A 20,978-nucleotide genomic window follows, 5' to 3' on the forward strand; every position below is an offset into this window, starting at 1 on the left:
GGCGGCACATGGCCAAGGCGACGGACGGGAACGGCGTGCCCGTCCCCCAGAGGCTGCTGGCCGCCGCCACCCGGCTCTTCGCGGAGCGCGGATACGACCGCACCTCCGTGCAGGAGATCGTCGAGGCGGCGGGGGTCACCAAGGGGGCCCTCTACCACTACTTCGGCTCCAAGGAGGACCTCCTCCAGGAGGTCTACGCGCGGGTGCTGCGGCTCCAGCAGGAGCGCCTCGACGCGTTCGCCGACGCCGAGGCGCCCGTCGAGGAGCGGCTGCGGGACGCCGCGGCCGACGTCGTCGTCACGACCATCGACAACCTCGACGACGCCTCCATCTTCTTCCGCTCGATGCACCACCTGAGCCCGGAGAAGAACAAGCAGGTGCGGATCGAGCGCCGCCGCTACCACGAGCGCTTCCGGGCCCTGATCGAGGAGGGGCAGCGGGCCGGTGTGTTCTCCTCCGCGACCCCGGCCGACCTGGTCGTCGACTACCACTTCGGCTCGGTGCACCACCTCTCCACGTGGTACCGCCCGGACGGCCCGCTCAGTCAGCGGGAGGTCGCCGACCACCTGGCGGACCTGCTGCTGAGGGCGCTGCGTCCCTGAGAGCGCCGCCCCCCCCCGACGGATCCGCGCCCCTGACGGACCGGACCGCCGGGCTGCGGGGCCTGCGGGGGCCCCGCCGGCCGTCTGCGGCGGGATCAGCCGGGATCCGGTAGGCCGAGGGCGGTGAGGAGTTCCGAGGCGAACTCCTCCGCGAGGACGGCGGATCCGGGGAGCGCCTTCCGTACGAGCTCCTCGTCCGCGTTCAGCTCCCGCGGCGGCTGACCAGTTCCCTTGCCGCCCCGACGGGGTGCTCGGGCCCGGCCGCCCGGGCCGGAAGCGGCGGGACGCTCTCCTGATGTGTCCGTATACCGGACGGTGCTGTCCGAATCCTGCTCTTGACGGTACGCGGACATTGATTGAGCATCGGGGGCGCACTTCGCACCGCCAGCTCCAGGCCCCGGCCGTGCACGGACGGGGACCCCCGCACGTTCCGTCACTCCCCAACGGAATCCGGAGCCCGACATGAGACCTCTCCGCCTCAGATCCCTGCCCGCCGTCGCGCTCGCCGCGACCGCCCTGCTGGCAGCCGCCGCCCCCGCGGTCCACGCGGAGCCGGCCGCCCCCGCGGTCGCTGCCGCCGCCCCCGACATACCCCTGGCCAACGTCAAGGCGCACCTCACGCAGCTGCAGTCGATCGCCACCGCCAACGGCGGCAACCGGGCCCACGGGCGCACCGGTTACAAGGCGTCCATCGACTACGTGAAGGCCAAGCTGGACGCGGCCGGATACACCACGGCCCTCCAGCAGTTCACCTCCGGCGGCGCCACCGGGTACAACCTCGTCGCCGACTGGCCGGGCGGTGACCCGAACAACGTCCTCATGGCCGGTTCGCACCTCGACTCGGTGACCTCCGGAGCCGGGATCAACGACAACGGTTCCGGATCGGCGGCCGTGCTGGAAACCGCCCTCGCGGTCTCCCGGGCGCAGCTCGCGCCCGACAAGCACCTGCGGTTCGCCTGGTGGGGAGCCGAGGAGCTGGGCCTCGTCGGATCGAAGTACTACGTCAACAACCTGGCCTCCACCGAGCGTTCCAAGCTCGCCGGCTATCTCAACTTCGACATGATCGGCTCGCCCAACCCGGGCTACTTCGTCTACGACGACGACCCGGTCATCGAGCAGACCTTCAAGGACTACTACGCCGGTCTGTCGATACCCACGGAGATCGAGACCGAGGGCGACGGACGTTCCGACCACGCCCCGTTCAAGAGCGCGGGCGTCCCCGTCGGCGGCCTGTTCTCGGGCGCGGACTACACGAAGACGAGCGCCCAGGCCCAGAAGTGGGGCGGCACGGCCGGCCAGGCCTTCGACCGCTGCTACCACTCGTCGTGCGACACGACGACGAACATCAACGACACGGCCCTGGACCGCAACAGCGACGCGGTGGCCCACGCGATATGGACCCTGTCCGCCGGGACGGTCACCCCGCCGACCGGGACGGTCTTCAGCAACGCCGCCAACTACAACGTGCCCGACAACGGCGCCGCGGTGACCTCCCCGGTCGCGGTGACCGGGCGCACGGGCAACGCCCCGTCCGCGCTCAAGGTCGGTGTGGACATCAAGCACACCTACCGGGGTGACCTCGTCGTCGACCTGCTCGCCCCCGACGGCACGGCCTACCGGCTGAAGAACTCCAGCAGCAGCGACTCCGCCGACAACGTGATCGCGACGTACACGGTCAACGCGTCGAGCGAGGTCGCCAACGGCACCTGGAAGCTCCAGGTCAGGGATGTCGCCGCGCAGGACACGGGCTACATCGACAGCTGGCAGCTCACTTTCTGACCCGCCTTCCGACCCGCCGGGGAGGCGCCGTACGGGCGCCTCCCCGCACCGGGGTTCAGAGGTACTTCTTGATCTCCCGCCGCGCCAGCGACCGCTGGTGCACCTCGTCCGGTCCGTCCGCCAGCCGCAGCGTCCGCGCCGAGGCCCAGAGTTCGGCCAGCGGGAAGTCCTGGCTGACGCCCCCGGCGCCGTACAGCTGCACCGCCCGGTCGAGGATGTCGCAGACCGCGCGCGGGGTGGCGATCTTGATCGACTGGATCTCGGTGTGCGCCCCCCGGTTGCCCACCGTGTCCATCAGCCACGCCGTCTTCAGGACCAGCAGCCGCAGCTGCTCCACCGTCACCCGGGCGTCCGCGATCCAGTTCTGGACGACGCCCTGCTGGGCGAGCGGCTTGCCGAAGGTGTTGCGGGCGACGGCCCGCCTGCACATCAGCTCGATCGCGCGCTCGGCCATCCCGATCAGCCGCATGCAGTGGTGGATACGGCCGGGACCCAGCCGCGCCTGGGCGATGGCGAAGCCGCCGCCCTCCTCGCCGATCAGGTTCGAGGCCGGCACGCGCACGTCGGTGAACACGACCTCGGCGTGGCCGCCGTGCGAATGGTCCTCGTAGCCGTACACCTGCATCGCCCGGCGCACCTCCAGCCCCGGGGTGTCGCGCGGGACGAGGATCATCGACTGCTGGCGCCGGATGTCCTCGCCGTCCGGGTCCGTCTTGCCCATCACGATGAAGACCGCGCAGTCGGGGTTCATCGCCCCGGAGATGTACCACTTGCGCCCGTTGATGACGTAGTCCCCGCCGTCCCGGGCGATCCGCGTCTCGATGTTCGTCGCGTCCGACGAGGCCACCTCGGGCTCCGTCATCGCGAACGCCGAGCGGATGTCCCCGGCCAGCAGCGGCTCCAGCCACTGCTTCTTCTGTGCGTCCGAGCCGAACTGGGAGAGCACCTCCATGTTCCCGGTGTCCGGGGCCGCGCAGTTCACCGCGGTGGGCGCCAGATGGGGGCTGCGGCCGGTGATCTCGGCCAGCGGGGCGTACTGGAGGTTCGTCAGCCCGGCGCCGTACTCCGCGTCCGGGAGGAAGAGGTTCCACAGGCCCTGCCTGCGTGCCTCCGCCTTGAGTTCCCCGACGATCCGGGGAGTGTCCCACGGCGAGGCGAGCTGTGCGCGCTGCTCCTCGGCGACCTGCTCGGCGGGGTACACGTGCTCGTCCATGAACGCGAGCAGCCTGGTGCGCAGCTCCTCGGTACGGGAGTCGAATGCGAAGTCCACGGTGTGATCAGCCTTCCTGGAGGGTGGTGAGGCCGTGCGCGATGAAGACGGGGACCAGGTCGCCGATGCGGTCGAAGCCGGCGCCGACCGTCTGGCCCAGCGTGTAGCGGTAGTGGATGCCCTCGAGGATCACGGCGAGCTTGAACCACGCGAACGCCGTGTACCAGGAGATGGCGGAGGTGGCACGGCCGGAACGCTCCGCGTAGCGCCGGATCAGCTCGGCGGGGCTGGGATGGCCCGCCGCGCCGCTCGTCGTGGAGACCGGCGACTCGGGCAGGTCCAGATCGGAGCTGTACATCACCAGCAGCCCGAGGTCCGTCAGCGGGTCGCCGAGCGTCGACATCTCCCAGTCCAGTACGGCCTTGATGCGGTCGTCGCCGCCGATCAGCACGTTGTCCAGGCGGTAGTCGCCGTGGACGACGGTGGGCGCGGGGGAGACGGGGAGCTCCCGGCCGAGCGAGGCGTGCAGTTCGTCGATGCCCGCGAGTTCGCGGTTGCGGGACGCGTCCAGTTGCTTCCCCCAGCGCCGCAACTGCCGGTCCAGGAAGCCGTCCGGGCGCCCGAAGTCGCCCAGGCCGACGCTCGCGGGATCCACCGCGTGCAGGTCCACCAGGGTGTCGACGAGCCCCAGGACGACGGCGCGGGTGCGCTCCGCGCCGAGCGGGGCGAGCTGCTCGGCGGTGCGGTACGGCGTCCCCTCGACGTACTCCATGACGTAGAACGGCGAGCCGATGACCGAGTCGTCCTCGCAGAGCAGGAGTGGCCGCGGCACCGGGACCGCCGTCGGGTGCAGGGCGCTGATCACGCGGTGCTCGCGCTTCATGTCGTGCGCGGTGGCGAGGACATGGCCCAGCGGCGGCCTGCGCACGACCCACTGGCCGGAGCCGTCGGTGACGACGTAGGTGAGGTTCGAGCGTCCGCCCTCGATGACCCGGGCGTCGAGAGGTCCGTCGACCAGCCCCGGCCGTTCGCGGTCGAGATGGCCGCGCAGCAGGTCCAGGTCGAGACCTGGCGGGTGGACTGGGCTCATGGTGCGCACCTCCGAGGCGGTTGAACGGTCGGAACCATGATGCCGACCAGTCGGTATGTCGTCCAGTGTCCGCCCGGAATCGGCGACGTGATCTCCGGCTCCCCGTGCCGGGTGCCGGCCGGCCCTTCACCGCCCGCAGGGCGTCACCGATGACCGGCGGCCCGCAACGTGCGGCATGTCAGAAGAGTGTGGCGACGCCGAACACCGCGAGCGCGACCGTGCACCCGGCCGCCGTCAGCGCGTGGCGCGGAGACAGGGGGGCGGGCCGCGCGCTGCCCATGTCCGTGACCCGGCGGTGCGCCACCAGGAGGAAGCCCAGCCAGGCCACCAGGCTCAGCGCCACCGCGAGCACGCCGGCAGACCCCGCACCGCCGTGCAGGGCCTGCCGGCCCGCCAGCAGACCCACCACCGTGCACGCCAGCGTGGTGCGCCGCCAGGCCAGCCGCGTCCGTTCCGGCTGGAGACCGGGATCGCGGGCCGGACCGGTCACCGGCCCTCCCAGCCGAACAGGACGACCACCACCATCGCGACCGCCACCACGGCGACGACCAGGCTCAGCAGTGCCGGGAAGCGGGACGCGGGCAGATCCTCGCCGCGCCGCATCGCCCGCTCGCACCGCACCCAGTGGTCCACGGCCCGCAGTGCGCAGAGCACCCCCGCGGCCAGCAACCCGAGGGCGAGACCCGCCCGGACGCCCCAGGCCAGGTCGGGCAGGAACTGATCGACCGCGAAACCGCCGCCGATCAGCGCCAGAGCGGTCCGGATCCAGGCCAGGAAGGTGCGCTCGTTGGCCAGGGAGAAGCGGTAGTCCGGGGTGTCACCCTCCTCACGGATCCGCTCCGGCGCGAACCACAGCCGGAGCCCCCGCACGAAGCCGCTCACACGCCCGCCCCCGGCGAGCCCGCCCGGAAGTCCCGCAGCCGGTGGTACGCCTCCAGCCCGTCCGGCACCCAGGTCCAGTCGGGCAGCCGCTCCGACAGTTCGGAGTCCGTCAGGAAGGTGTGCCAGGCGACCTCCTCCCGCTGCGGCCGCACGGGCAGCTCGCAGCGCACCTCGTACACGTACGACCACCAGCTGTGCCCGTCGCCCTCGTAGAGGAACGTGAAGAGCGGTGTGGGGCGGGGGAGCCCGGACACCCCCAGCTCCTCCTCCGCCTCACGCAGCGCGGCCTCGTCGTAGGACTCGCCGGCGCCCACGACGCCGCCGACGAACATGTCGTAGTGCGAGGGGAAGACGAGCTTCGTCGCCGTTCTGCGGTGCACGAACAGCCGGCCTGCGCCGTCCCGCACCTCGATGAAGGCGCAGCGGTGACGCAGGCCACGTGCGGTCGCCTCACCGCGCGTCGCCTGCCCGACGACCTCGTCGTTCTCGTCGACGATGTCCAGTAGTTCGTCAGCCGGAGTCATGCCGTCCATCCAACATCAACCGGTCGGCGGCCGTGGCACCGTGCTTCTCCTTCCCCACCGGCATGGCCGGGTGCAGCCCCAGCAGCACGATCCCGGCCACGATCGCCGCGAGCCCCGCCGCCTGCCAGGCCAGCGCCCCGGTGTCGGTGCGCACCTGGTCGCCGAGAAAGCCGATCCCGCAGACGATCCCGGCCAGTGGCTGTGCCGCGGTCAGGGCCGGCAGCGACATCCGCAGCGGACCCGCCTCGAACGCGCTCTGGACGAGGATCAGGCTGGTCACGCCCAGGACGACCAGGGCATACGGCTGCCAGCCCGTGAACAGCGCCGCCCATCCGCCGTCGTCCAGCCGGAGGACGCAGACCCGGGTCAGGGCGTCCTGGAGTCCGTAGAGCAGACCCCCCGCCAGACCCAGCAGCGTGGGGGCCCACGGGGTGCGCGGGTGTCTGGCGAAGGCGGTCAGCGCCAGCGCGAGCCCGACCACCAGGCCGATCACCAGCCAGTGCCGCAGCGGTTCCGTCACCGCCTCGCCGCCGCGCGGCTGGCCGGCCAGCAGGAACGTGGTGACGCCGCCGGCCAGCAGCCAGAGACCGCCCCAGCCCTGGCGGCCGAGGCGCTGTCCGGTGAAGTAGCGCGAGAGGGCCAGCGCGAAGAGCAGATTGGTGGCCAGCAGCGGTTCGACGACCGACACCTCACCCCGCCCCAGCGCCAGCGCGCCGAGGACCATGCCGCAGATCATCAGACCGATGCCGGCCAGCCAGCTCGGCACCCTCATCAGGTCCAGCAGCAGCCGGGGCGAGAGGAAATCACTCGGCGGCGCGTGGCGGGCCGCGTCCTGCTGCAGGACGAAACCGAAGCCCGCACAGCATGCCGCGGCCACGGAAAGAGCGATCACCAGCAAGGACACGGTCCGACGATAGCCCCGCGGCCGTATCGGAGGCGTGAGGCCGGCGTCGACCGGACGGTTGACGTGGGCGCGGCCCGTACAGAAGATCTGACCCACAGGTAACTTCGCCCTGCTGTCCCCGCTCCGCACCGCCCCGAAGGATGGAACCCATGGCGTACGACGCTGATGTGATCGTGATCGGGGCAGGACTCGCGGGGCTGGTCGCCACCGCCGAGCTCGTCGACGCGGGCCGGACCGTCATCCTCCTCGACCAGGAGCCCGAGCAGTCCATCGGCGGTCAGGCGCACTGGTCCTTCGGCGGGCTCTTCCTCGTCGACTCGCCCGAGCAGCGCCGCATGCGGATCAAGGACAGCCGCGAACTGGCCCTGCAGGACTGGTACGGCACGGCGGGCTTCGACCGCGAGGACGACCACTGGCCGCGGCAGTGGGCCGAGGCGTACGTCGACTTCGCCGCGGGGGAGAAGCGGTCCTGGCTGCACGCGCAGGGGCTGCGCTTCTTCCCCGTCGTCGGCTGGGCGGAGCGCGGCGGATACGACGCCACGGGGCACGGCAACTCCGTACCCCGCTTCCACATCACCTGGGGCACCGGTCCCGGGGTCGTCGCACCCTTCGAGCGACGGGTCCGCGAGGGCATCGCCAAGGGCCTCGTCCGGCCCCGCTTCCGCCACCGGGTGACGGGGCTCGGCCGCTCCGCGGGCGCGGTCGACACCGTCACCGGCGAGATCCTCGTGGAGAGCGGCGCCGAGCGGGGCACAGCGAGCGGCCGCGAGGTCGCGGGGTCCTTCGAGCTACGCGCCCAGGCCGTGATCGTCACCTCCGGAGGCATCGGCGGGAACCACGACCTCGTGCGCGCCCAGTGGCCCGAGCGGCTGGGCACCCCGCCGGAGAAGATGCTCTCCGGGGTCCCCGCCCACGTCGACGGACTGATGCTGGGCATCGCCGAGAAGGCGGGCGCCCGCCACATCAACCGCGACCGGATGTGGCACTACACCGAGGGCATCGAGAACTGGAACCCCATCTGGGACAAGCACGGCATCCGGATCCTGCCCGGCCCGTCGTCCCTCTGGCTGGACGCCCGCGGCAAGCGCCTGCCGGTGCCGCTCTTCCCCGGCTTCGACACGCTGGGCACTCTCGAACACATCATGCGGTCCGGGCACGGCTACACGTGGTTCGTTCTCGACCAGAAGATCATCGGCAAGGAGTTCGCCCTCTCCGGCTCCGAGCAGAACCCCGACCTCACGGGCAAGTCGGTCCGCGGTGTGATCGGCCGGGCGCGTGCCGACGTCCCCGCGCCGGTGCGGGCCTTCATGGACAAGGGGGCGGACTTCGTCGTGGAGAAGGACCTCGGCGCGCTCGTGCGGGGCATGAACGCCCTCACCGGCGAGGGCCTGATCGACGAGGACGCCCTGCGGCGCGAGATCACCGCCCGCGACCGAGAGATCGCCAACCCCTTCACCAAGGACCTCCAGATCACGGCGATCAACGGAGCCCGCTCCTACCTGGGCGACAAGCTGATCCGCACCGCGAAGCCGCACCGCATCCTCGACCCGGCCGCCGGTCCGCTGATCGCCGTCCGGCTCAACATCCTGACCCGCAAGTCGCTGGGCGGCCTGGAGACCGACCTGTCCTCCCGGGTCCTCGCCGAGGACGGCGCCCCGCTGCCCGGGGTGTACGCGGCGGGGGAGGCGGCCGGATTCGGCGGCGGCGGGGTGCACGGCTACCGGTCGCTGGAGGGGACGTTCCTGGGCGGCTGCATCTTCTCCGGCCGCGCCGCCGGCCGCGCGGCCGCGAAGGCCGTCGGCTGACGAACCGTGTGACGGGCGGACCACGTCCGGCCGTCCCGGCGGAATCCTCACGGCCCGGACCGGCGTGACGGGCGCCCGGGCCACGGCTGCCCGGACGTCCGTCACACCAGCCGTTCCACCACCCGGAACCGCTCGGCCACGATCATCGTCCCGTCGTCCACGGTGAACAGCGGGTCGCCGAGGGCCTCCCGCATCTCCTCGCCGTGCCAGAACACCTCGTGCCCCGCCCGCCACTCCGCGACCGAGGTGTGTCCTTCCCCCTCGTCCCGCACGTGCCGCTCATCGACCGACCCCAGGGGCAGAACCCTGACCTCCGTCAGTTCTACGACGGCGACCTCCCGCCCGTCGGAGTCGATGAGCGCGGAACGCTCCCCCACGGGCGGAAGGTCCTCCTTCTCCACCTCGTACTCGGCGAGCAGGCCGGAGGTCGAGACCTTCGCGCCGGAGAGCACCGCCGCCACCAGCCGGTCGCGCAGAGGGCCGGGAAAGGCGAGGAGGAAGGGCTTGAGCGGTTCACGGTTCTCCATGGCCGCAGTGTGGCACGCGTCACCTCGCCCTCACCCGTCACCTCCCTGACCGGGGCGCGAACTGCGCGAAAGGGCCGGTCCACCACCTTCGGCCGTCAACTGCTTGCAAATTAAATGTAGTTGGCCCAAGCCGCCCCTTGACGTGAAGCGTTGCCTACCGCTTTGCTGTGCGCGATCGTTTGCTCGCACACAGCATCGATATGCGCCGGTGCCATGTCGAAGTGGAAAAGGAACTCGCGGATGTCTCCGCCTCCGCCACCCCTGGGCCGCGCCCGCCGCAGAGGCGGGCGCTCGGACCACACCTTCGACCCGGCGCTCGACGACAGCGAACTCATCGAAGTACGTGGCCGGTTCGCCCAGGGCCGTTGGACACGGGCCCGCTCCCTGCTCGTCGCCACTGGCGCCGACTGGGACCACAGGGGCCACCGCGTCCTCACCCTCGCCGCCGTCCCGTCCGCCGCGGGGTGGGCCCGCGACTGGCTGCTCGCCGAACCGGACAGCCCCGACGCGACCACGCTGCTCGCCTGCGCGGCCGTGGCGCACGCCCAGCGGCCCAAGGCGGGGACCGGCGAGCGCGACCGGGCCCGCGAGGCATGCCTCACCGCCGCGGCGCTCCACCCGGCCGATCCCACCCCCTGGCTCGGGCTGATGGCGCTGGAGCGTACCCACGGCACCCAGGAGGCGGTCGCCCGGTACTTCGAGGAGATCCGCGCCCGCCACCCCGAACACCACCAGGCCCACCACCTCATGACGGCGGGTATCGCCGAGGCGCGCCCCGAGAGCGACCCGCTCCACGAGGTGTACGACTTCGCCGCCTGGGCCGCCGAACAGGCCCCGGCCGACTCGCCGCTCGCGGTCCTCCCCGTCGTCGCGCACGCGGAGCGCTACCGCGTCCTCGTCGCGGCCGGAGCCCTGGGGGACGACCCGGCCGCCTCCGGCCACTGGACCGGCCGCCGCGCCCGGCAGGTGATGAAGGCCGCCTTCGACTGGTGGCTGGAATGGGAACGGGAGGACCACCCCCGCCACCGCGCAGACCTCAATTTCCTGGCCCACGCGAAGATCTGCGAAGGCAGACCCGCCGAGGCGGCGGCCCTCTTCCACCGCATCGGCCCCCACGCGACCGAGGCCCCCTGGTCGTACTCGGGCCGCGACGCCTACCCCGAATTCCTCGCCGCGCGCACCTACGCGCTCGGCGCCCCGTGATGCAGGTTGCTCTCAACGAAGGGACCACCCCCGCCATGTCGACGGGCAGATCAGATACGAGCGGGACCGCGACCGGCCGGACGGCCGACGGCACCGGCGGGATCAACACCTACAAGGGTGCGGAGCGCGCCCTGCGTGCCGACCGGCTCGGCACCCCGGGCCTGCTCCTCTCGGTCCTCGCGGCCAGCGCCCCGCTGATGGTCGTCGCCGGAGTGATGCCGACCGTCTTCGGCGTCATGGGCATCGTCGGACAGCCCCTGCTGTACGTCATCCTCGGCGTCGTCCTGATGCTGTTCAGCGTCGGCTACGCGGAGATGAGCCGGCACGTCCACAACGCCGGCGCCTTCTACGCCTACATCGCGCGCGGCCTCGGGCCGACCGCCGGCGCGGGTGCCTCGCTCGTCGCCCTGGTCGCCTACAGCGCCATGCAGGTGGGCATCTACGGCATCCTCGGCTTCGAGGTCTCCGGCCTCTTCGCCACCTATCTCGACATCGACCTGGTGTGGTGGGTCCCGGCCCTCGTCTCCGTGGCCGTCGTCGGCGTACTCGGCTGGCTGAAGATCGACCTCAACGCCAAGGTGCTCGGCGTGCTGCTCGTCGTCGAGTGCGCCCTCGTGGTGATCTTCGACATCGCCGCCATCGGCAAGCCCGGACCCGAAGGGCTGTCCCTGCACGCGTTCGACCCGGAGACGCTCACCGGAGCCGGCCTCGGCACCGCGCTCTGCTTCTGCATCGCCGCGTTCGTCGGCTTCGAACAGGCCCCGGTGTACGCGGAGGAGACCAGCCGCCCGCAGATCGTCGTCTCCCGGGTGATGTTCCTGGCCGTCGGCTACGCCGCACTGTTCCTCGCCGTCAGCTCCTGGGCCCTCACCGTCGCCGCCGGCCCGGCCTCCATCGCGGACACCTCGCTGAAGCAGGGCCCGGGCATGCTCTTCGGCCTCACCGAGGAGCGCCTCGGCTCCACGTTCACCGACGTCCTGCACGTCCTGTTCGTCACCGGCATGTTCGCCGCGCTGCTCAGCTTCCACAACGTGGTCGCCCGCTACGCGTTCGCCATGGGCCGTGAGGGACTGCTGCCCGCCGGCTTCGGCCGCACCAGCAAGGCGAGCGGCGCGCCCGCCACCGGATCCATGCTCCAGTCCGCGGTCTCCGTCGTCATCGTGCTGGCCTTCGCGCTCGCCGACGACTACCCGGTCGGCGACCCCACGGCGCCGGTCCTGCACCTCTTCACCTGGATGGGCAACGTCGGCGCGCTCGGAGTCATCGTGCTGATGGCCGCGGCTTCCTTCGCCGTCATCGCGTTCTTCGTACGCCGCGGAGCCGGCCGGGCCCAGGCACCCCGCCTCATCGCCTCGGGACTCGCGGGCGCCGCTCTCCTCGCCATCGCCGTCTTCACGGTCCGGGACTTCGACGTCCTGGTCGGCTCCGGCCCCGGCTCGGTGCTCAACTGGGTGCTGCCCGGCGTCATCGTCCTCGCCCTCGTCGTGGGCCTGGCCTACGGGGCACTGCTGCGCCGCACCAGGCCCGAGGTCCACGCGAGGATCGGGCTCGGCAACGAGGCCTTCCAGCTGGAGAAGGCATCGGAGGGCGTGCCCGCGGGCCCGCGCTGACCGCCCCTTCTTACCGAAGCGTGACGTGCGCCCGCGGCCCCTGGTGACGGGACGGCCGCGGGTGTTCGAATGGGCCGGTGAAACGTGAGACTCCAGACCCCGGCGGCCCCCCTCCCGTATCCGGCGCACCGCCGGACACGGACAGCGCGGGCACACCCGTCGGCCGCCGCCTGGTGCTGGCCATGCTCGGCCTCGGCGTCGCCGGGGTGGCCGCCGCCCCCTCCCTCCAGGGCGCGATGGAGAACGGGCTGGGAGCCGTCGCCGGCAAGGACCCCACCGGGCTCACCGGTCTGCTCCCCAACGGCGGCGGCTTCCGCTACTACTCCGTCACCACCTCCGTACCGGAGAAGACCGCCGCCGACTACCGGCTCACCGTGGACGGCATGGTCGACCGCCCGGCCACGTACACGCTCGACTCGCTGAAGGCACTGCCGCAGACCCGCCTCGTCCGCGACGTCCAGTGCGTCACGGGATGGCGGGTGCCCAAGACCCCGTTCGAGGGCGTCGGCCTCCGGGCACTGCTGGACGCGGCGGGCGTACGGCCCGGGGCGAAGGCCGTACGCTTCACCTGCTTCGACGGTGCCTACAGCGAGAGCCTGACCCTGGAACAGGCCCGCCGCGCCGACGTCCTGGTCGCCCTGCGCATGAAGGACGAGCCGCTGGCCCACGCCCACGGCGGCCCGGTCCGCCTCTACGTCGCCCCCATGTACTTCTACAAGTCGGCGAAATGGCTGTCCGGGATCACCGTGACCGATTCCGTGCGCCCCGGATACTGGGAGGAGCTCGGTTATGACGTCGACGCCTGGGTCGGCCGGTCCAACGGCCGCGATGACACCCCCACCGTCTGAACACCCGCCGCGGATACGCCGGTTCAGCACCGCAGAGCGGTGGGTGCACCGCACCACGGCCTGGCTGGTACTGCTCTGCGTCGCCACGGCCGCCTGCCTGTACGTCCCGCAGCTCGCGGAACTCGCCGGCCGCAGGCACCTCGTGGTCACCGTGCACGAATGGTCCGGGCTGCTCGCCCCCGTTCCGCTGCTCGCGGGCCTCGTGTCCCGCGCGCTGCGCGCCGACCTCTCCCGGCTCAACCGCTTCGGACCGCACGACCGGCGGTGGCTGCGGGCCGCGCTGCGCCGCGACCGGTCACCAGGGTCGCGCCCGGCCGGGAAGTTCAACGCCGGTCAGAAGCTCTACGCCGCATGGATCGCGGGCGCCGTACTCGTCATGCTGGGGACCGGCCTGCTGATGTGGTTCACCGGGCTCACGCCGCTGGTGTGGCGCACCGGCGCGACGTTCGTCCACGACTGGCTGGCACTCGCCGTAGGCATCGCCCTCGCCGGGCACACGGCGAAGGCGCTCGCCGACCCGGAGGCACGCCGTGGCATGCGCACCGGATCGGTCGAGCGCTCCTGGGCCCGGACCGAGCACCCGCTGTGGCGGGAGCCGGACGAGTAGACGGGCTACAGCACCAGCGACAGCAGCAGGATGAAGGCCAGCGAGACGACGGAGATGATCGTCTCCATCACCGACCAGGTCTTGAGCGTCTGCGGGACGTCCATGCCGAAGTACTCCTTCACCAGCCAGAACCCCGCGTCGTTGACATGGCTGAAGAAGAGCGAGCCCGCACCGACCGCGAGGACGAGCAGCGCCGTGTGCGAGGTCGACATGCCGGCGGCCAGCGGGGCGACCAGGCCGGCCGCCGAGATGGTGGCCACCGTCGCCGAACCCGTCGCCAGACGGATCGCGACGGCGATGAGCCAGCCGAGCAGCAGGGCCGGTACCGACCAGTTCTCGGAGAACTCCAGGATCATCCGGCCCACACCGGCGTCGATGAGGGTCTGCTTGAAACCGCCGCCCGCACCCACGATCAGGAGGATGCCCGCGATCGGGGCGAGCGACTTCTCGACGGTGGCGCTGAGCCGGACCTTGGTGAACCCGGCCGCGCGGCCCAGGGTGAACATGCCCACGATGACAGCCGCGAGCAGGGCGATCAGCGGCGAACCGATGACGTCGGTGACTCGCTGGACGTGGTTCTCGGGGTCGTCCACCACGATGTCGACGAGCGCCTTGGCCAGCATCAGCACGACGGGCAGCAGGATCGTCGCCAGGGTCACGCCGAAGCCCGGGCGCCGCTCCAGGTCCTCGGACGGGCGCTGCGGGATCATCTTCTCCGGCGCCTCGATGTCCACCCAGCGGGCGGCGTAGCGGGAGAAGACCGGCCCGGCGATGACCACCGTCGGGACGGCCACCAGCACGCCGAGGGCCAGAGTGACACCGAGGTTGGCGCCGAGGGCGTCGATCGCGACCAGAGGGCCGGGGTGCGGCGGGATCAGGCCGTGCATCACCGAGAGGCCGGCGAGTGCGGGGATGCCGATCCGCATCAGGGAGTAGTTGCCGCGTTTGGCGACCAGCAGCACCACCGGAATCATCAGCACGATTCCGACCTCGAAGAACAGCGGAAGTCCGATGATCGAGGCGATCAGGACCATCGCCCACGGCATCGCACGCCCGCTCGCCTTCGCGAGGATCGTGTCGACGATCTGGTCGGCGCCGCCGGAGTCGGCGAGCAGCTTGCCCAGGATGGCTCCGAGGGCGATGAGGACACCGACGCCGGCGACCGTGGAGCCGAGCCCCGCGGTGAAGCTGGCTATCGTCTTCGCCGGATCGGCGCCGGCGAAGGAGCCGAGGGCCAGGGAGCCGATGGTCAGCGCGAGGAACGCGTGCATCTTGAACGTGGTGATGAGCAGAACGATGACGGCTATGCCCGCCAGGACGGCGATGCCCAGCTGCGCGTTGCCGGCCGAAGTGATGGGTTCGACGGCATCCGCTGCCAGCATCTCGACGCTGAGACCTGTCACGGTGATGATCCTCAGCTCTTGAGCCGGCGCAGCGCGGCGACGGCCCGGTCGGTGATTTCCTCGGGGGTGCCGGACACGTCGACCGACACCCCGGCCTCGTCCACCTCCAGTGGCTGCAAAGTGGCGAACTGGGAGTCGAGCAGGGCCGTCGGCATGAAGTGGCCCTTGCGGGCCGCCATGCGTCGTTCGATGAGCGCCCTGTCGCCCGTCAGGTGCAGGAAGAGGGCGCCGGGCGCCTCGGCGCGCAGCCTGTCGCGGTAGACGCGCTTGAGCGCCGAACTGCTGACGACCCCGCCGAGCCCCGCCCGGCCGTGTGCCCACCGGCCGATCGCGTCCAGCCAGGGCCAGCGGTCGCCGTCCTCCAGGGGGGTGCCCGAGGACATCTTCGCGATGTTGGCGGGCGGGTGGAAGTCGTCGCCCTCGGCGTAGGGAACGCCGAGCCGGTCGGCGAGCAGGGGACCGATCGTGGTCTTGCCGGTCCCTGCTACGCCCATCACCACGACGACGTGGGGGGTGCTCATCGGTGCCTCGCTGTCTTCATCGACATCGGTCCGTCGACATCGGTCCGTCGCGCTACTGAAACCCATTACATACGACTTATTCAAGAGGCTGTGACATAAACGTCGTACTTTTTGGCTTCCGTGTGGCCCCGTAGGCTGGTGGGCATGACCACACAGGGCCAGGGGCTGCATACACATGTGCTGGACACCCTGGGTCTCGAGATCGCCGCGGGTGACAGCCCGCCCGGCACGATCCTGCGCACCGACGAACTCGCCCAGCGCTTCGACGTCTCACGCACCGTCGTACGCGAGGTGATCCGGGTCCTGGAATCCATGCACCTGGTCGAGTCCCGGCGCCGGGTGGGGGTGACCGTGCGGCCCACCGAGGAGTGGAACGTCTACGACCCCCAGGTCATCCGGTGGCGACTCGCCGGCTCCGACCGGCCCCGGCAGCTGCGCTCCCTCACCGTCCTGCGGTCCGCGGTGGAGCCCGTCGCGGCGGGCCTCGCCGCACGCCACGCCACGGCTGAGCAGTGCGCGGAACTCACGGAGTGCGCCCTCGGCATGGTCGCCACCTCGCGCGGCCGGCAACTGGAGGGCTACCTCCGGCACGACGTCGCCTTCCACCGCATCGTGCTCAACGCCTCCGGCAACGAGATGTTCGCGCGGCTCGGCGACGTCGTCGCCGAGGTCCTCGCCGGCCGTACACACCACCAGGTGATGTTCGAGGACCCCGACCCCGCCGCGGTCACACTCCACGTGCGGGTCGCCGAAGCCGTGCGCGAGGGCGACGCGGCGGCCGCCGAGCGGCTGACCAAGGAGATCGCCGTGGGCGCGCTCCACGAACTGGACGTACTGGCCCCTTGAGCGGAGCCGCTTCCGGGTACGGTGGGCGGGCTCGATCTTCGGGCGGACGGGGCAGTCGGGATGGGAGACCACGGCATGGCGCAGCAGGTACAAGGGGTCATCGCACCGGGCAGGGACGAGCCCGTTCGCGTCGAGACGATCCTCGTGCCGGACCCGGGTCCCGGCGAGGCAGTGGTCCGCATCCAGGCGTGCGGCGTCTGCCACACCGACCTGCACTACAAGCAGGGCGGGATCAACGACGACTTCCCCTTCCTCCTCGGCCACGAGGCGGCGGGTGTGGTGGAGTCCGTCGGCGACGACGTCACCGACGTCGCCCCCGGTGACTTCGTCGTCCTCAACTGGCGTGCCGTGTGCGGCCAGTGCCGCGCCTGCCTGCGCGGCCGTCCCTGGTACTGCTTCAACACGCACAACGCCAAGCAGAAGATGACCCTCCTGGACGGCACCGAGCTGTCCCCGGCGCTCGGCATCGGAGCCTTCGCCGAGAAGACCCTCGTCGCCGCCGGTCAGTGCACCAAGGTCGACCCGGAGGTCTCCCCGGCCGTCGCCGGCCTCCTCGGCTGCGGCGTCATGGCGGGAATCGGCGCCGCCATCAACACCGGCCAGGTCGGACGGGGCGACTCCGTCGCCGTCATCGGCTGCGGCGGAGTCGGTGACGCGGCGATCGCCGGCGCCCGGCTCGCGGGAGCAGCGAAGATCATCGCGGTCGACATCGACGACCGCAAGCTGGAGACGGCGAAGAAGATGGGCGCGACCCACACCGTCAACTCCCGTTCCGGCGACCCCGTCGAAGCGATCCGCGCGCTGACCGGAGGCAACGGCGCCGACGTCGTCATCGAGGCGGTCGGCCGCCCGGAGACGTACAAGCAGGCCTTCTACGCCCGCGACCTCGCCGGCACCGTCGTCCTCGTCGGCGTCCCGACCCCCGAGATGCAGCTCGAACTCCCGCTCCTCGACGTGTTCGGGCGCGGCGGTTCGCTCAAGTCGTCCTGGTACGGCGACTGCCTGCCCTCCCGCGACTTCCCCATGCTCATCGACCTCCACCAGCAGGGCCGTCTGGACCTCGGCGCCTTCGTCACGGAGACCATCGGGCTCGGCGACATCGAGCACGCCTTCGGCCGGATGCACGACGGCGACGTCCTGCGCTCGGTGGTGGTCTTCTGATGACCGCCCGCATCGACCACCTGGTCACCTCCGGCACCTTCGCCCTCGACGGCGGCGAGTGGGACGTCGACAACAACGTCTGGATCGTCGGCGACGACACCGAGGCCGTCGTCATCGACGCCGCCCACGACGCCGCCGCCATCCGGGCCGCGCTCGGCGGACGCACGCTGCGCGCCATCATCTGCACCCACGCGCACAACGACCACATCGACGCGGCGCCCGCCCTGGCCGACGCGACCGGGGCGCGGATCCTGCTGCACCCCGACGACCTGCCGCTGTGGCAGCTGACCCACCCGGACCGCGCCCCCGACGGCGAACTCGCCGACGGACAGGTGCTGGAGATCGCCGGCGAACGCCTGACGGTCCTCCACACCCCGGGCCACGCCCCCGGCGCCGTCTGCCTCCACGCCCCCGGCCTGGGCACCGTCTTCACCGGCGACACCCTCTTCCAAGGCGGGCCGGGAGCCACCGGCCGGTCGTTCTCGCACTTCCCGACGATCATCGACTCGATCAGGGACCGGCTGTTCGCCCTCCCGCCGGAGACCGTCGTCCGCACCGGGCACGGCGACTCCACCACCATCGGCGCCGAGGCGCCGCAGCTGGAGGACTGGATCAACCGCGGTCACTGAGGTGCCGCTCACTCCCCGCCCGGCCACGCGGCGAGCCGCAGCCCGCTCTCGAAGCGGCGCGGCTCGCCCGTGACCGGGTCGGTGAACTCCAGGATTCTCGCCAGGAGTTGCAGCGGCCGCCGGTAGTCCCCGGGGGCCGGATCCGGCTCCACGACCGGATAGACCGGATCATTCACCAGCGGCAGCCCCAGCGCGTTCATGTGGACCCGCAGCTGATGCGTGCGCCCGGTCGCGGGCAGCAGCCGGTACCTGCCGAGCCCGCCCCGGTGGTCCAGCAGCTCCACCCGGCTCTCGCTGTTCTCCTCACCCGGCTCCTCGCGGGCGGCGATGACCCCGCGCTCCTTGACGATCCGGCTGCGCACCGTCCGGGGGAGTGCGACCCCGGGGTCGTAGGGGGCCACCGCCTCGTACTCCTTGCGCACCAGCCGGTCCCGGAACAGCGTCTGGTAGGCGCCCCGTTCACCCGGCCGCACGACGCAGAGCACCAGGCCGGCCGTCAGCCGGTCGAGCCGGTGCGCGGGCTGCAGATCCGGCAGCCCCAGCTCGTCGCGCAGGCGCGCGACCAGGGTCTCGGTGATGTGCCGGCCCCGCGGAGTGGTGCTGAGGAAGTGCGGCTTGTCCGCGATCACCAGGTGCTCGTCGCGGTGGATCACACCGACGGGGAAGGGCACGGGCTCCTCGGGAGCGAAGTCCCGGTGGAACCAGAGGTACCGGCCCGCCGTGTACGGCTCGCCCGCCCCGACGGCCCGGCCGTCGGCCCCGACGAACCTGCCGCTTGCCAGCATCGCCGCCACGCGTTCCGCGCCGACCGCCCCCGCGAACCGGGCCAGCAGATGGTCCCCGACCGTCGTCCAGGCCCCTTCGGGATCGGCGGGGAGCCGGACCCGTACGGGATCCACGCCCGCGCGCTGGGGAAGCGGGGCGGGAGGGGGTTTCGCCCGTCCTCTCATGGCATCGGTCCTTGTCGCCGGAGGGGCCCGGAAGGGACGGGCGCAGCCCGGCCATCATCCCACCCGCGCCATCGCTTCCCGGAGTCCGCGCGATGTCCCTCCCGGACGTCCGCGGGTACTACGGGAAACGCGAAAACCCCCAGGATGACCTGGGGGTTTTCCACTGGTGTCCGAGGGGGGACTTGAACCCCCACGCCCGATAAAGGGCACTAGCACCTCAAGCTAGCGCGTCTGCCATTCCGCCACCCGGACCGGGTGCGCCGTCCCGGGCCTCGCCCGTTCCGACGTGGAAAACCATAGCAAACATTCGGGGGTGCTCGATCACGCCCCCGGGCTTGTGAAAGGCACATGACGAGCGACGGGCGGCCTTGGGCGCGAGGCGCGGGCGCGGGAGTATGAGAGGGAGTACCACCGCGACAGTGGAAGGAACCAGCGTGAGCGAGACCAGCACGGCCCGGGCCGGCATCGGCGAGAGCGCCGAGAGCGAGGTCGTCGACCTCTGTCGCGACCTGATCCGGATCGACACCAGCAACTACGGAGACCACTCGGGCCCCGGTGAGCGGGCCGCCGCCGAGTACATCGCGGAGAAGCTCGCCGAGGTCGGGCTCGAGCCCGAGATCTTCGAATCCCACAAGGGCCGGGCCTCCACCGTGGCCCGGATCGAGGGCGAGGACCCCTCCAGGCCGGCACTCCTGATCCACGGGCACACGGACGTCGTGCCGGCCAACGCGGCCGACTGGACGCACGACCCGTTCTCCGGGGAGATTGCGGACGGGTGCGTCTGGGGCCGCGGCGCGGTCGACATGAAGGACATGGACGCGATGACCCTCGCGGTCGTACGCGACAGGATGCGCAGCGGCCGCAAGCCCCCGCGCGACATCGTGCTGGCCTTCCTCGCGGACGAGGAGGCGGGAGGCACGTACGGCGCGCGCCACCTCGTCGACAACCACCGTGATCTCTTCGACGGGGTCACCGAGGCGATCGGTGAGGTCGGCGGCTTCTCGTTCACCGTCAACGAGAACCTGCGCCTCTACCTGGTGGAGACCGCGCAGAAGGGCATGCACTGGATGCGGCTCACCGTGGACGGCACCGCCGGTCACGGCTCGATGACCAACAACGACAACGCGATCACCGAACTCTGCGAGGCCGTCGGCCGGCTCGGCCGCCACAAGTGGCCGGTCAGGGTGACCAAGACCGTGCGGTCGTTCCTCGACGAGCTGTCCGACGCGCTCGGCACCCCCCTCGACCCCGAGGACATGGAGGCCACGCTCGCCAAGCTGGGCGGTATCGCCAAGATGGTCGGCGCGACCCTGCGCAACTCCGCCGCCCCCACCATGCTCGGCGCCGGCTACAAGGTGAACGTGATCCCCGGGCAGGCCACCGCGCACGTCGACGGGCGCTTCCTGCCGGGTTACGAGGAGGAGTTCCTGGCCGACCTCGACCGCATCCTCGGGCCGCGGGTGAAGCGCGAGGACGTGCACGGCGACAAGGCGCTGGAGACCAGCTTCGACGGCTCCCTGGTGGACGCGATCCAGCTCGCGCTCAAGGCCGAGGACCCGATCGCGCGTGCGGTGCCGTACATGCTCTCCGGCGGCACCGACGCGAAGTCCTTCGACGACCTGGGCATCCGCTGCTTCGGGTTCGCGCCGCTGAAGCTGCCGCCGGAGCTGGACTTCGCCGGAATGTTCCACGGCGTGGACGAGCGGGTTCCGGTGGAGGGGCTGACCTTCGGGGCGCGGGTGCTCGACCGCTTCATCGACCACTCCTGACTCCGCCGTCCACCCAATTCGCCAGCCTGTACGGCCCTCACCGGAAAGGGTGAAAGGGGTCGCGCAGTCGTAGCCCCCTCACCCCCTCCTCGTTACACGGGATGCGGT

Annotated in this window: 21 protein-coding genes and 1 tRNA gene; 11 read left to right on the plus strand and 11 right to left on the minus strand. The window is 71.5% G+C overall.

What is annotated here, in order from left to right:
• Nucleotides 1-8: 8 nt before the first annotated feature.
• Nucleotides 9-602, plus strand: coding sequence for a TetR/AcrR family transcriptional regulator (locus OG206_RS26120; protein ID WP_327120215.1), 594 nt, complete (start codon nt 9-11; stop codon nt 600-602).
• A 462-nt stretch (nt 603-1,064) separates the two neighbouring features.
• Complete coding sequence (locus OG206_RS26125) at nt 1,065-2,381, plus strand: M28 family metallopeptidase (protein ID WP_327120217.1); 1,317 nt, start codon at nt 1,065-1,067, stop codon at nt 2,379-2,381.
• Between the two features lie 55 nt (nt 2,382-2,436).
• On the opposite strand, the gene OG206_RS26130 is transcribed toward OG206_RS26125, so the two are convergent.
• The 6 genes from OG206_RS26130 to OG206_RS26155 form a co-directional block, all read right to left on the minus strand.
• Complete coding sequence (locus OG206_RS26130) at nt 2,437-3,651, minus strand: acyl-CoA dehydrogenase family protein (RefSeq protein ID WP_327120219.1); 1,215 nt, start codon at nt 3,649-3,651, stop codon at nt 2,437-2,439.
• Nucleotides 3,652-3,658: 7 nt separating this feature from the next.
• Nucleotides 3,659-4,681 (minus strand): phosphotransferase family protein, encoded by a 1,023-nt coding sequence (locus OG206_RS26135; protein WP_327120221.1) that lies wholly within the window; start codon nt 4,679-4,681, stop codon nt 3,659-3,661.
• Nucleotides 4,682-4,859: 178 nt separating this feature from the next.
• Nucleotides 4,860-5,171, minus strand: a complete 312-nt coding sequence (locus OG206_RS26140) for a DUF202 domain-containing protein (protein ID WP_327120223.1) — start codon at nt 5,169-5,171, stop codon at nt 4,860-4,862.
• Nucleotides 5,168-5,563: a YidH family protein gene (locus tag OG206_RS26145; protein WP_327120225.1), complete on the minus strand. Its 396-nt coding sequence runs from the start codon at nt 5,561-5,563 to the stop codon at nt 5,168-5,170. Before OG206_RS26145 ends, OG206_RS26140 begins: the two co-directional genes overlap by 4 nt.
• Complete coding sequence (locus OG206_RS26150; protein WP_327120227.1) at nt 5,560-6,087, minus strand: NUDIX hydrolase; 528 nt, start codon at nt 6,085-6,087, stop codon at nt 5,560-5,562. Before OG206_RS26150 ends, OG206_RS26145 begins: the two co-directional genes overlap by 4 nt.
• Nucleotides 6,074-6,991, minus strand: coding sequence for a DMT family transporter (locus OG206_RS26155; protein WP_327120229.1), 918 nt, complete (start codon nt 6,989-6,991; stop codon nt 6,074-6,076). Before OG206_RS26155 ends, OG206_RS26150 begins: the two co-directional genes overlap by 14 nt.
• Nucleotides 6,992-7,140: 149 nt before the next feature.
• Here OG206_RS26155 and OG206_RS26160 point away from each other — a divergent pair, with 149 nt between their 5' ends.
• Nucleotides 7,141-8,796: an FAD-binding dehydrogenase gene (locus tag OG206_RS26160; RefSeq protein ID WP_327120231.1), complete on the plus strand. Its 1,656-nt coding sequence runs from the start codon at nt 7,141-7,143 to the stop codon at nt 8,794-8,796.
• A gap of 101 nt (nt 8,797-8,897) precedes the next feature.
• Here OG206_RS26160 and OG206_RS26165 read toward each other — a convergent pair whose 3' ends face one another.
• Entirely contained in the window at nt 8,898-9,323 is a 426-nt protein-coding gene (locus tag OG206_RS26165) for an ASCH domain-containing protein (protein WP_327120233.1), read from the minus strand.
• A gap of 240 nt (nt 9,324-9,563) precedes the next feature.
• Here OG206_RS26165 and OG206_RS26170 point away from each other — a divergent pair, with 240 nt between their 5' ends.
• The 4 genes from OG206_RS26170 (at nt 9,564) to OG206_RS26185 (ending at nt 13,591) form a co-directional block, all read left to right on the plus strand.
• On the plus strand, nt 9,564-10,526 hold the full coding sequence (locus OG206_RS26170; RefSeq protein ID WP_327120235.1) for a hypothetical protein: 963 nt from the start codon (nt 9,564-9,566) through the stop codon (nt 10,524-10,526).
• Nucleotides 10,527-10,561: 35 nt separating this feature from the next.
• Nucleotides 10,562-12,136, plus strand: a complete 1,575-nt coding sequence (locus OG206_RS26175; protein ID WP_327120237.1) for an APC family permease — start codon at nt 10,562-10,564, stop codon at nt 12,134-12,136.
• 77 nt (nt 12,137-12,213) lie between these two features.
• The gene (locus OG206_RS26180) at nt 12,214-12,984 is read left to right on the plus strand and encodes a molybdopterin-dependent oxidoreductase (protein WP_442805901.1); all 771 of its coding nucleotides are present in this window, start codon (nt 12,214-12,216) and stop codon (nt 12,982-12,984) included.
• Nucleotides 12,965-13,591 carry a cytochrome b/b6 domain-containing protein gene (locus tag OG206_RS26185; protein ID WP_327120239.1) on the plus strand — a complete coding sequence of 209 codons (627 nt, stop codon included), beginning with the start codon at nt 12,965-12,967 and terminating at the stop codon, nt 13,589-13,591. Before OG206_RS26180 ends, OG206_RS26185 begins: the two co-directional genes overlap by 20 nt.
• Before the next feature lie 5 nt (nt 13,592-13,596).
• Here the strand turns inward: OG206_RS26185 and OG206_RS26190 are convergent, their stop codons facing one another.
• Together OG206_RS26190 and OG206_RS26195 are read right to left on the minus strand one after the other, a co-directional pair.
• A complete protein-coding gene (locus OG206_RS26190; protein WP_327120241.1) occupies nt 13,597-14,994 on the minus strand; it encodes a GntP family permease in 1,398 nt (465 codons plus the stop codon).
• Between the two features lie 11 nt (nt 14,995-15,005).
• Nucleotides 15,006-15,515, minus strand: coding sequence for a gluconokinase (locus OG206_RS26195; protein WP_327120243.1), 510 nt, complete (start codon nt 15,513-15,515; stop codon nt 15,006-15,008).
• A 144-nt stretch (nt 15,516-15,659) separates the two neighbouring features.
• On the opposite strand from OG206_RS26195, the gene OG206_RS26200 reads away from it, so the two are divergent.
• The 3 genes from OG206_RS26200 (at nt 15,660) to OG206_RS26210 (ending at nt 18,151) form a co-directional block, all read left to right on the plus strand.
• Nucleotides 15,660-16,361: a FadR/GntR family transcriptional regulator gene (locus OG206_RS26200; protein WP_327120245.1), complete on the plus strand. Its 702-nt coding sequence runs from the start codon at nt 15,660-15,662 to the stop codon at nt 16,359-16,361.
• A 75-nt stretch (nt 16,362-16,436) separates the two neighbouring features.
• A complete protein-coding gene (locus OG206_RS26205; RefSeq protein WP_327120247.1) occupies nt 16,437-17,522 on the plus strand; it encodes an S-(hydroxymethyl)mycothiol dehydrogenase in 1,086 nt (361 codons plus the stop codon).
• Nucleotides 17,522-18,151, plus strand: coding sequence for an MBL fold metallo-hydrolase (locus OG206_RS26210; RefSeq protein WP_327120249.1), 630 nt, complete (start codon nt 17,522-17,524; stop codon nt 18,149-18,151). The genes OG206_RS26205 and OG206_RS26210 overlap by 1 nt, the downstream gene beginning before the upstream one ends.
• An 8-nt stretch (nt 18,152-18,159) precedes the next feature.
• On the opposite strand, the gene OG206_RS26215 is transcribed toward OG206_RS26210, so the two are convergent.
• On the minus strand, nt 18,160-19,101 hold the full coding sequence (locus tag OG206_RS26215; protein WP_327120251.1) for an RluA family pseudouridine synthase: 942 nt from the start codon (nt 19,099-19,101) through the stop codon (nt 18,160-18,162).
• Nucleotides 19,102-19,265: 164 nt separating this feature from the next.
• Nucleotides 19,266-19,353: transfer RNA gene (locus OG206_RS26220), tRNA-Leu, on the minus strand.
• Nucleotides 19,354-19,535: 182 nt separating this feature from the next.
• On the opposite strand from OG206_RS26220, the gene OG206_RS26225 reads away from it, so the two are divergent.
• Nucleotides 19,536-20,870, plus strand: coding sequence for a M20/M25/M40 family metallo-hydrolase (locus OG206_RS26225; protein ID WP_327120253.1), 1,335 nt, complete (start codon nt 19,536-19,538; stop codon nt 20,868-20,870).
• Nucleotides 20,871-20,978 lie beyond the last annotated feature (108 nt).

Source organism: Streptomyces sp. NBC_01341, from assembly GCF_035946055.1.
GTDB lineage: Bacteria > Actinomycetota > Actinomycetes > Streptomycetales > Streptomycetaceae > Streptomyces.

Excerpts from the sequence above, each read along its gene's own strand:
- OG206_RS26120 (WP_327120215.1), top strand. The coding sequence starts at position 9 with ATGGCCAAGGCGACGGACGGGAACGGCGTGCCCGTCCCCCAGAGGCTG.
- OG206_RS26125 (WP_327120217.1), top strand. The coding sequence starts at position 1,065 with ATGAGACCTCTCCGCCTCAGATCCCTGCCCGCCGTCGCGCTCGCCGCG.
- OG206_RS26135 (WP_327120221.1), bottom strand. The coding sequence starts at position 4,681 with ATGAGCCCAGTCCACCCGCCAGGTCTCGACCTGGACCTGCTGCGCGGC.
- OG206_RS26150 (WP_327120227.1), bottom strand. The coding sequence starts at position 6,087 with ATGACTCCGGCTGACGAACTACTGGACATCGTCGACGAGAACGACGAG.
- OG206_RS26160 (WP_327120231.1), top strand. The coding sequence starts at position 7,141 with ATGGCGTACGACGCTGATGTGATCGTGATCGGGGCAGGACTCGCGGGG.
- OG206_RS26165 (WP_327120233.1), bottom strand. The coding sequence starts at position 9,323 with ATGGAGAACCGTGAACCGCTCAAGCCCTTCCTCCTCGCCTTTCCCGGC.
- OG206_RS26170 (WP_327120235.1), top strand. The coding sequence starts at position 9,564 with ATGTCTCCGCCTCCGCCACCCCTGGGCCGCGCCCGCCGCAGAGGCGGG.
- OG206_RS26175 (WP_327120237.1), top strand. The coding sequence starts at position 10,562 with ATGTCGACGGGCAGATCAGATACGAGCGGGACCGCGACCGGCCGGACG.
- OG206_RS26185 (WP_327120239.1), top strand. The coding sequence starts at position 12,965 with ATGACACCCCCACCGTCTGAACACCCGCCGCGGATACGCCGGTTCAGC.
- OG206_RS26195 (WP_327120243.1), bottom strand. The coding sequence starts at position 15,515 with ATGAGCACCCCCCACGTCGTCGTGGTGATGGGCGTAGCAGGGACCGGC.
- OG206_RS26200 (WP_327120245.1), top strand. The coding sequence starts at position 15,660 with ATGACCACACAGGGCCAGGGGCTGCATACACATGTGCTGGACACCCTG.
- OG206_RS26205 (WP_327120247.1), top strand. The coding sequence starts at position 16,437 with ATGGCGCAGCAGGTACAAGGGGTCATCGCACCGGGCAGGGACGAGCCC.
- OG206_RS26210 (WP_327120249.1), top strand. The coding sequence starts at position 17,522 with ATGACCGCCCGCATCGACCACCTGGTCACCTCCGGCACCTTCGCCCTC.
- OG206_RS26215 (WP_327120251.1), bottom strand. The coding sequence starts at position 19,101 with ATGAGAGGACGGGCGAAACCCCCTCCCGCCCCGCTTCCCCAGCGCGCG.